Origin of the sequence: uncultured Anaerovibrio sp. (assembly GCF_947302755.1) — a bacterium.
Lineage (GTDB): Bacteria > Bacillota > Negativicutes > Selenomonadales > Selenomonadaceae > Anaerovibrio.
This window is the reverse complement of sequence record NZ_CAMYWM010000089.1, coordinates 1-10,654: the sequence shown is the minus strand read 5'-3', so window position 1 is coordinate 10,654 and position 10,654 is coordinate 1. Positions and strand designations below refer to the sequence as shown.

The window sequence follows — 10,654 nt, the reverse complement described above, 5'->3', positions numbered from 1 at the left end:
ATCTCATCCAGCTCAATGCGGAAGCCCCGGAGCTTTATCTGATTATCAATACGGCCAAAGACCCGTATTTTCCCTTCATCGGTCCATGCCGCCAAATCACCGCTGCGGTAGGCCCGGACCCCGTCATGGATAAAGAAGGATGCCGCCGTTTTATCCGGCAAATTAACATAGCCCCGGCCCACCTGCTCACCGCAAATCATCAGCTCTCCCCGAATGCCAACCGGCAATGGATTGCCAAAGGAATCAGCAATATAGAACTGGGTATTGGCAATAGGCGTGCCCACAGTCACCACCCTGCTTTCCACCATTTCCTCGGCGGCACAGCCCATAGTGGCCTCTGTAGGACCATAAACGTTTAAAATCACGCTGTCCTGCCGCAGCTCCCGCAGCTTCTGGTATAGACCGGCCGGAAAGGCCTCTGCCCCCACATCATAAAAGCTAATCTGCTGCAGAGCTTCCACCGTTTCCGGTATGGCCAACAGCCCCAACAGATAGGTGGGGGTACAGGTGATACCATTTACCCCATTGTTCCTAATCAGCTGGGCCAGCTGGCTTGGAGTGTGGATTTCCTCTTCGGTGGCAATCACCACGGAACAGCCATTACACAATGGCACAAACTCCTCCACAATGGAAACATCAAAGGATAAGTAGGAAAGGGCCAGAGCAATGCGGTCCGGCTGGGTATAGTGGGTGATTTCCGGGGATTTTTCGTTGCGATGAACGTAGTTGGCAATATTTTTATGCTCAATCAGTACCCCCTTGGGCTTACCGGTGGTACCGGAGGTATAGATGCAGTAGGCCAGATTGTCAGCCCCCACCTTCGGCAGGGCGGACTCTGCCCCCCTGGTCTCTGACCCATTACGGTCAAGAAGCTCATCCAGGGACAGAAGCCTGCAATGCTCCCTAAGGGCGGAACGCTTTGCCAGCAACGCCTTGGAGGTAAGCAAAACAGGAATTTGGCCATCCTCCAGGCAAAATTCAATTCGCTCGTCCGGATATTCGGGAATAAATGGCACAAAGGCACCCCCGGCCTTTAAAATACCGATTTCCGCCACATAGGCCCAAACCTCCCGATCAAAGAGCACACCCACCAGGGTTTCCCTGGTAACCCCTTCCTGTATCAGGGAATGGGCCACCTGGTCGGAAAGCTCATCCAATTCCCTATAGGTCAGGGTCCTGCCGGCGGCCGTTACCGCCGCTTTATCCGGTGTCAGCTGGGCATGACGGCGAATTTGTTCCTGTACCGGCACAAAATCCATGGCCACTGCTGTATCATTAAAGTGGGCCAGGGTCTCCTTGTCCTCCGGGGTAAGGAGGGAAATATCACCAATAAAGTCCTCTGTCAGAAGCCCTTCGGCCACGGTAAACAAATCCTGGGCAAACCGCTCCGCAAAGGCCGGTGAAAACCGCTCATTACGATACTCAATGGTCATATTATACTGATTATCGGTAGAGAAAAATTGAATGGAGAAGCAGCCTGTTACCATACCGGTATGGTAATGCTCCAGGAAGTAGGAATCACCCCACAGGAGATTGCTGCCCTCACCAGTGCTGCTGCCGCCCATGTTATCCGTAAACAAATCCCCCTGATAGATGAATTCCACATCCTCATTTACCGGACAATGCTTTAGCACTTCATCAAAGGAATAAATATCGTTACCCATGCTGGTGACAATCTGGCGACCCATATTTTTTAAATAATCCACTACGGAAATATTTTCGGTAAAATCGCCGTAAACCGGAATACGCTTTATGAGGGTACCAATGGTGGTATCCATTCCCGCCCGGGCCCGGCCGTTGTATACGCTGGAAAAGGACACCTGCTTGCTGCTAAGGTATTTGGACAACAATATGGCCATGGCCCCCATAAAGAAGCTGCCCTCGGAAAGCTGGTACCGGCTGCAAAAGGCTTTGACCTGTTCTGTTGTAAGGTTTTTCGGTATATAACGAATATTTTCGCTAACACCCGGGGTAAGGGCTCCCTCCCGATCGCCAGCCAGGGATGGCACCTCATCCATTTTAGCAAAGAGATTTTGATAATAAGCCTCAGCCTGTTCATGGGCACCGCCCTGCATCAGTGCTTCCTCGTACATACCCACCTGCTGTATAGTGTAATCCTCCTGCAAAAATTCTACATTGCCGGAGTATGAACCAAGGGCACGATTCAGTTCACTAATCAGCAGACTTAAGGAAGTGGCATCAAAGAAAATAAGATGACTCTTTAAGGCCAAATAGCATCTTTCCGGTGTACGATAAACAGCAAAATAAAATAGCAGTTCATCGGTCATAGGTACCACTGGCATAAATTCCTGAATAAACCCAAGGCGTTTATCCTCACTACCGTCTATTACAGGAACCTTAACTAAGGCCTCAGGGACCATATACATGTGGGGAATACCATCCTTCCCCGCCCGGATAACATATTTCATGGACGGATGGGCGGCCACCACGTCGTTTACAGCCCTTACCAGCTGCTCAGCCGTCACCCTGGTATCTGCCACCATCAAATAGGATAAGGTGTAGGTGGCATTATTCCCCCCGGTGAGGCCCTCCAGATAAATACCCATCTGGGTTTTCGTCAAAGGATAAAATTCCCGGTCCATGGCCAGCTTCTCCTGATGGTTCCCGGCCCCCTCCTGCAAATAGGCGGCCAAAGCCCGTGGGGTTGGATAGGAGGCCACGTCATTAAAGGACAGGCTGGCTTCATCCAGCTTGGCCACCAGCATGGCCACGGAAAGAGAGGTTCCCCCCATATTAAAGAAATCGGCCAGCACACTGACCCGAGGTAAATCCAACACCTCGGCAAAGGCCCTGCAAATCCGGGCCTCCTGCTCATTTTGCGGCGGCTCATATTCCTCCTCCTCAACCGGTGGCTCCATATTTTTCAGGGCCAGATAATCCACCTTGTTCCGTTCATTGCGGGGAAACTCATCAAGATATACAAAATAATCCGGCACCATATATTCCGGCAGAACAGCCTTTACGTGATTTCGTAGATCATTGCTGTCCACCTCTTCCCCCACGTAATAGCAGGCCAGCTTATCCCCACCATGCACCCGGATGGTGACACAGGCCGCCTCCTTGACCCCATTGGCCCGCTGCAGGGTGAGCTCCACTTCACCAAGCTCCACCCGATAGCCTCTCAGCTTCACCATATGATCCTTGCGTCCATGGAACAGCAGATTTCCCGCCTCATCATAGGCCATGTAATCCCCTGTGTGAAACAGGCGGCCGGCACCGAAGGGATTATCCGTAAACTTGGCTGCCGTTTCCTCAGGCAGATTGTTGTAGCGCAAGGCCACCCAGGGACTTTCCACGCACAGCTCCCCCAGAACCCCCGGCTCCTTTATCAGCTCCCCATCATCAGATATCAGGTAAACCTGTACCCCATTCCCCGGCTTGCCCAGCATACGGGAATCCTCCTGGGCCACCCTATGCAGAAGAATGGCGGCGCATTCACTGGAGCCATATACCTCCACAATATTGCCGTCCATAGTGTAATTCGGCTTCACCTTTTCCCCACCCAGAACAACATAGTCCAGGGGCAAACGACCGTACAGCTCCCGCATTACATAGAACATCTGGGGCGGCAAAAACATTCCGGTAATATGGCGCTTTTGAATAATTTTATGCAGCATATCCGCATTCATCCGCTCCGTTGAGCTGGCAATGTAGACGCTGCCTCCCACCATAAGTGGCGGATAAAGGTCCACAAAGGAGGCAATGAAGGTCATACCGGCCATACAACAGGTTATATCCTTATCCGAAAAGACATGGTAATCCATTGCCGAATGGAGCCACATGGAGAAAAAGGTCTGAGGGTGGACTACCCCCTTTGGCTTGCCGGTAGAGCCGGAAGTAAAGAGTATCAGGCCTTCCTTATCAGGGGCAGATAAATTTATGGTTTCATCCACCTTAAGGGTATCCTCCTCAGCAAATATATCCTCCAGGGTGAGGACAGGAATACCACTGACCTTTTCAGCCAGCTGTTCAGTGGAAATGCAGGTCATACAGCCCGCATCCCTCAGCACAGACTGTACCCGCTCTGCCGGGTAATCCTCCTCCAGGGGGACCACTGCTCCGCCGGCCCGCAATATGCCCAATACTGCCGTCAAATAAACCCGGGCCCGGGGCAGCAATACCCCAACCCGCATTCCAGTGCCTTGCCCTTGAACACCATCAAGTAAACGGGCAGCCAAAACAGCTGAACGACGATTTAGACAACCATATGTATCCGTGCCGTAGCAGTCCATTACCGCCGGACGGTCAGGATGGGCCGCTGCCTGTGCCAAGAATTCATTTACCAATAATTTCATTTGCTTATCTCCCCTGACAAAAAAGCACTTTAATCTTCGATGGTCATAAATTTATTAAATCCGGTTAATTTAAGAACATCCTTAATAAAGGGCGGAACATTTACTAAGGTCATTCTGCCACCTGCCTCATCCATTATGTTCTGAGCGGTAAGCAATACTCTTAGACCGGCTGACGATACATAGGTCAGCTCCTTAAGGTCAAAGGTCAGATTCGTAACATCGGCCAGCTCATCATCAACTACCTGGCCCAAAGCCTTGGCCTCCTGTATGGACAGCTTCCCCACAAGTATAAGCTTAAGCTCTGAACCATTTTGTTCTTTTTTTATATCTAACATATTTTTCACCCTTTCAAAATCTGTATTACTAAATATTTCGTCACCAATTCCCCTATTCCTGCCAAAAAAAAGCAATATACGAACAAAAATCCGTATATTGCACCAATTCAATCTAATATTTCAGTTTTAATACCCGATTAAGCAATTCATCGGCCAATTTCTGCTTGGACATCAGCGGGAGCTCCTCCACTGTGCCGTTGCGGTACAGCAGCTTTACCAGGTTGGTGTCGGTATTGAAGCCCGCATCCTTGCGGGACACATCATTGGCCACAATCATATCCAGATTTTTCTTTTCCAGCTTGGCCTTGGCGTATTCCAGCAAATTTTGGGTTTCAGCGGCAAAGCCCACCAAAATCTGGCCAATACGCTTTTTCGCCCCCAGCTCCTTTAAAATATCCGGATTTTTCTCCAGAACCAGGGTCAGCTCCTCATCATTTTTCTTGATTTTATGATCAGATACGTTGCGAACGTGATAATCGGCCACCGCTGCCGCCTTAATAATCAAATCCGCCTCTGAGCAATGGTTCATTACCGCATCACGCATTTCGGCAGCAGTTTCCACGCCGATAAAATTCACCCCCTCAGGGGCAGTAAGTGCAGATGGCCCGGACACAAGAATAACCTCTGCGCCCCGCTTTTTGGCCGCCTCGGCAATGGCATAGCCCATCTTTCCGCTGGAGCGGTTGCCGATATACCGCACCGGGTCAATTGGCTCGTAGGTACCGGCCGCTGTCACCAGCACCTTTATGCCCAGCATATCAGCGGCAAAGGCCATGGTAAAGCGCACAAAATCCACTATATCAACAGGTTCCGGCATTCGTCCCAGTCCATCTGCCCCACAGGCCAAATGACCTGACTCCGGAGGAATAAAATTCCACCCGTTTTCGATGAGGGTATTGATGTTTTTCTGCGTCAGGGGATTATCATACATATTGGTGTTCATGGCTGGCGCAAAGAAAATAGGTGCCTTGGTGGCCAACAGGGTGGTGGTAAGCATATCATCAGCCATTCCCATGGCACATTTGGCAATAAAATTGGCCGTAGCCGGAGCCACAATAACCAAATCCGCCAGATTTGCCAAGGCAATATGCTCCACATTGTAATTGGTCACCTCACCCCACATGGTAGTGGTTACCGGATTGCCGGTAATCTCCCTAAAGGTCAGGGGGGTAACAAAATTCTGGGCACTGTGGGTCATAATCACATGAACCGAGGCACCGGCTTTACGGAGACGGCTGGCAATTTCCACAGACTTATAGGCTGCTATACCGCCAGTAACTCCCAGTATAACATTCTTGTCTTTCAGCATAGGCTATTCCTTATAAAATATAAAATGATACAACACAATGAAGCAGTATTCAGGTGCAGTCCCTAGCTCCAGCTGAATACCGTCGAAATTTTCCCCTCAGCGTGGGACAAAATAAACTAAAACCTTATTTGGTAGTATTGCGCAGACGCTTGTAAGTAATCTTGCCCTCGTAAATTTCCTCCAAGGCATTGGTTACATCTCTGGTGGAGGTACGATCAGCCGTTACCTTGTGGGAACCGTCCATAATATCACGGGCCCGCTTGGCGGCCAAGGACACCAGCGTATAGCGGCTGTCTACCTTTGGTAATACCTGGTCTAAGGATGGGGTTACAATATCCATTATAAAATCTCCTTCCGATTTTTCAACTTTTCCAAAATTTCAATATTTAAATCAGTGCGATGCCGTTCTGCCTGAATAATATTGGTTATTTCCTCAGCAGCGATATCCACTGTCTTATTGACCACAACATATCTGTACTGACGGCCAATCTCGATTTCGGCAATAGCAGACCCAAGACGGCGCTTCAGACTTTCATCGTCCTCAGTACCACGACCGCAGAGCCGGTTTTTCAGCTCCTCCAGGGAAGGCGGTACCAGGAAAATAAACAATCCGTCAGGACATTTTTCCTTGACATTCATGGCCCCCTGGGTATCTATCTCCAAAATAATATCAATGCCCTTGGCCCGCTGCTCCTCAATATGCTTAAGGGGGGTACCGTAATAATTACCGTATACGTTGGCCCATTCCAGCAGCTCCCCATTATTTATCATGGCGACAAATTCTTCCTTGGTGTGGAAGTAATAATTTACCCCATCCTGCTCCCCTGGCCGGGCAGCCCGGGTGGTGGCTGATACGGAATAGGCAATATCGGGATTTTTCCTGCGAACTACCTCGCACACCGTCCCCTTGCCTGTTCCGGATGGTCCGGAAATAACAATCAACAGACCTTTACGCATTAATTTTTTTCCTCCTCGTCAAAGCGATGTGACATGGTATCGGGCTGAACAGCCGACAAAATAACATGACCGCTGTCCATAATAATCACGGCTCTGGTACGCCGGCCATAGGTGGCATCCACCAGCTGACCCCGCTCCCGGGCATCCTGTACCAGCCGCTTGATGGGAGCCGATTCAGGGCTGACCATAGCAATTACCCGATTGGCTGATACTATATTGCCAAAGCCGATATTTATAAGCTTTATATTCATAAAAAGCCACAACCTTACTCAATGTTCTGAATCTGTTCCCGGATCTTTTCAATTTCACATTTTACATCCACTGCAATCTGGGCGGCTCCGGTGGAATTGGCCTTGGAGGCTACCGTATTGATTTCCCGGTTCATCTCCTGTATCAGGAAATCCAGCTTTCGGCCCACCGGCTCATTGGCCTTTATGATGGTCCTGAACTGGTCAAAATGGCTGTACAGGCGCACCACCTCTTCCGTGTAATTAACCTTGTCGGTGTACAGTGCCGTTTCCTGAATAATGCGGTTTTCGTCAATATCCTCCTTGGCCAGATACTGCTCCAAAAGGGTTTCCAGCTTCTGACGATAGGCCGCCACAATGTCCGGGGCCAGCTTCTCCAGCTGAGAAGCGTAGCTCTCCAGAGTATCAACACGGGCCAGCAAATCGGCCTGAATGTTCTCCCCCTCATGCTCACGCATGGCCACCAGATTTTTCATGGCCGCCTCAACAGCTGACAGAATAGCCGGACCGGCAGCATCCAGCTCACTGGCATCATCATCCACCTTTAACACATCTGGAAAACGGGCAATATCCATGGCCGAATAGGGTCTGTCAGTACCGATCTGTCTGTTAATGGCCTCCAAGGCTTCACTATAGGCCCGAACAAGACCCTTATCAACAATAATGGACACGGCCTTATCCCGCAGGTCCTGAAAGCTTACGTTAATATCCAGCTTGCCCCGGGAGGCATATTCCTTTATTTTTTTGGTAATATCCCCCTCAAAACGAGCCAAAGTGTGTTGCATGTGGAAAGCAATTTCCAGATACCGCTGATTAACGGTTTTTATCTCAACATGTACCTTAAAGGACTCATCCTCAAAATCGCCGGCCCCAAAGCCGGTCATGCTCTTTATCATTCTTTACTCCTAATAAATTGAAAAATACTAAAAATTAAATATCTGCTGCTCCCGTAAAGACTTCCTCAGCCGGGCCGGTCATGTACAGATGATTGTTGTCGGCCCACTCCACCTGAAGCTTGCCGCCATCCAGCTGAATTTCTGCTTTGCGGTCAGCCAGACCGTTTAATACAGCAGCCGTAAGGGTTGCACAGGAGCCCGTACCACAGGCCAGAGTCACAGCGGCACCACGTTCCCACACCTTCATGCGAAGGTGGGTCCTGTCCTTTACCTCCACGAATTCCGTATTGGTCTTCCGGGGGAATTGTTCATGGGACTCAAACAGAGGCCCAAACTCATAAATTGGAAAGCCCTCTGCATCCTCCACGAAAACCACACAATGAGGATTGCCCATGGATACGCAAGTCATCTTAAACTCTCTGCCCTTTACCGTAATGGACTCACCGATAACCCGCTTTAGGCCAAAGCCATTAACGGGAATATTGTCCCCCTCCAGTATAGGCTCCCCCATATCCACCTGAACCTGGCTCACCCGGCCATTTTCCAATATCATTTTGGGCACCAGAATTCCTGCCCCGGTTTCCACCGTAAATTCCTCTTTGGCTACAATGCCCTTTTCATAAACATAACGGGCAAAGCACCGGATACCGTTGCCGCACATTTCTGCCTCACTGCCATCGGCGTTGATAATCCGCATACAAATATCGGCCTTATCCGAAGGCAGCACCAGCAAAATTCCGTCGGCCCCAATACCATAATGGCGGTCACACAGGGCCTGGGCTGCACCAATATAATCCAGCTTCGGCTCCTTTAAGCAATCAATTAAAACAAAATCATTACCCGTGCCCTGAAGCTTGGTAAAATTAAATTTCATCATCTATTCCTCCCCAGCTTACATAGGAGTTTGCGTTCTACACATCAATATATTTTATCATATTTTTGGGTATTGTAAACATTTCTAATGTAAAATAGGAACCATGAAGAAACAACCTGTGTCTTTCATAGTTCCTATACCGTATACGCAAGAATTCTTTGGCAGCCTGCAGCCAATATGGAAAATTACATACGCGCCTTACAAAAGCAAAGATATCTTAACCGAAATGCCTAAGGAAAAGAATCTGGAGGACGAAGAAACACTGCGGAAATATCTCCCGTGGAATATGCCTAAAGACATAAAATTTGAATATTTCCAGTTCTTGCATTACTTCTACCTCCAGCAATAATTACTTATTCGGAAACATATTCTGTAGAAACATATTCTGTAACATGAATTTCTTGATTTCTTTAAGGCTGTCTGACTTACGCTGATGAAGGGCGATAAGGTTGTCTATTTTTTCAAAGAAGTTACCTATTTGCTTTTGTTCATCTATACATGGAGCAATACTTATAATGCATTTCCCAATCTCATCTTTGTTGATTTTCTTAGGATATGCAGTATGGAGAGTGCGTAACCATAATTCATTTTGAAATTCCGGAGCTGATATATTTGCCTTTAAAAATTCAGCATTTAATCCACGATTCTTCAACAATGCCAAACTTACGTAAAATGCCAGAGGTTCTGCTTTTTTTACTATGTTGGCAGTCCCAATATCTCCTATTCTTGTCATCAAAATATCGCCCTGTTCAGGAACAACAGAATAATTTCTCTTATAGTCTTCCTCAGATATGTATTTTTCAGAAGAAAGCGTTTGAATATCTTCTACTGAAACAAACATTACGCCGCTATTTTGATAATTTGGAGTTTGATGTGTACCATCATATACTCCAACAACATCTCCCAACTTCCGCTGTTCCCAATCTCCAGTAAATCCAGCAAAGCGGATTTCCGGCACCTTCTCCCCCTGCTTAGGGAACATCTTCTGCAGCATATAATTTTTGACCTGCTTTAAGCTGTCACACTTACGCTGATAAAGGGTGATAAGGATATCGATGATCGTAAAATGTCTGCCTATATTTTTCTGCTCATCAACAGAAGGGAATAATTCTTCTAGTTTAACCAGCTTCCCCACCGCCAATCCCGGTTGGGCTGATTGGCCAGAATACTGTCCTAAGTTCATCTTATCCAATAAATAGTACATGAATTTAGTATTGGCAGATTCATTGGCTTGAACAGCCACAGCGTGTTCCGTGAAGTACGCCTTACCCTCAGAATAATTCATGTTACCGCAAAGAGCGCCCTGCCTACCAATAAGAGCAAATTCTCCATCGTGATTATATTCTGAGGCATATCCTCTTAGACCATTACCTCCAAAAACAGGATACTCGCCGCTTTCTTCAATATCACTTGTCGGAATAAAAGAACCACTTTTGAACTCACGGCAACAATCCCCCAACTTCCGCTGTTCCCAATCATCACTAAATCCCTTAAATCTTATATTAGGTGTATTCATCCTTACACCTCCCGTACCACAAATCTATATTTACCTTTACCAAGGCCACGAACATTTTCAATCAGCCCTAATTCCAACATTTTCTTTATCAAGGCCGAAGCAGGGCTTGGCGTTATTGTTAGAGCGTTTATTACTTCAGTACGCCCAAATATTCTTTCCTTACCAAAGGTATCATACAGGCATATAATGTTTTTCTTTGTTTT

The 10,654-nt window shown here is 48.0% G+C and carries 9 protein-coding genes and 1 pseudogene; all 10 read right to left on the bottom strand.

Annotation, left to right across the window (positions count from 1 at the left end):
* On the bottom strand, positions 1-4,316 hold a 4,316-nt coding region (locus tag Q0Y54_RS09005), incomplete at its 3' end, for an amino acid adenylation domain-containing protein (protein ID WP_297966558.1).
* 29 nt (positions 4,317-4,345) lie between these two features.
* Positions 4,346-4,651, bottom strand: a complete 306-nt coding sequence (locus Q0Y54_RS09000) for an STAS domain-containing protein (RefSeq protein WP_297966556.1) — start codon at positions 4,649-4,651, stop codon at positions 4,346-4,348.
* A gap of 112 nt (positions 4,652-4,763) precedes the next feature.
* A complete protein-coding gene (coaBC, locus tag Q0Y54_RS08995) occupies positions 4,764-5,960 on the bottom strand; it encodes a bifunctional phosphopantothenoylcysteine decarboxylase/phosphopantothenate--cysteine ligase CoaBC (RefSeq protein ID WP_297966553.1) in 1,197 nt (398 codons plus the stop codon).
* 124 nt (positions 5,961-6,084) lie between these two features.
* Positions 6,085-6,300 carry a DNA-directed RNA polymerase subunit omega gene (gene rpoZ / locus Q0Y54_RS08990; protein WP_297966550.1) on the bottom strand — a complete coding sequence of 72 codons (216 nt, stop codon included), beginning with the start codon at positions 6,298-6,300 and terminating at the stop codon, positions 6,085-6,087.
* Positions 6,300-6,917 (bottom strand): guanylate kinase, encoded by a 618-nt coding sequence (gene gmk / locus Q0Y54_RS08985; protein WP_297966547.1) that lies wholly within the window; start codon positions 6,915-6,917, stop codon positions 6,300-6,302. Before gmk ends, rpoZ begins: the two co-directional genes overlap by 1 nt.
* Positions 6,917-7,168, bottom strand: coding sequence for an extracellular matrix/biofilm regulator RemA (gene remA / locus Q0Y54_RS08980; RefSeq protein WP_297966545.1), 252 nt, complete (start codon positions 7,166-7,168; stop codon positions 6,917-6,919). The genes gmk and remA overlap by 1 nt, the downstream gene beginning before the upstream one ends.
* A 14-nt stretch (positions 7,169-7,182) precedes the next feature.
* Positions 7,183-8,061 (bottom strand): YicC/YloC family endoribonuclease, encoded by an 879-nt coding sequence (locus Q0Y54_RS08975; protein WP_297966543.1) that lies wholly within the window; start codon positions 8,059-8,061, stop codon positions 7,183-7,185.
* Positions 8,062-8,095: 34 nt separating this feature from the next.
* Positions 8,096-8,935, bottom strand: a complete 840-nt coding sequence (dapF, locus tag Q0Y54_RS08970; RefSeq protein WP_297966562.1) for a diaminopimelate epimerase — start codon at positions 8,933-8,935, stop codon at positions 8,096-8,098.
* 349 nt (positions 8,936-9,284) lie between these two features.
* Positions 9,285-10,451, bottom strand: a complete 1,167-nt coding sequence (locus tag Q0Y54_RS08965) for a restriction endonuclease subunit S (RefSeq protein WP_297966540.1) — start codon at positions 10,449-10,451, stop codon at positions 9,285-9,287.
* A gap of 2 nt (positions 10,452-10,453) precedes the next feature.
* Positions 10,454-10,654: pseudogene (locus Q0Y54_RS08960) on the bottom strand (hypothetical protein); the annotation flags it as partial.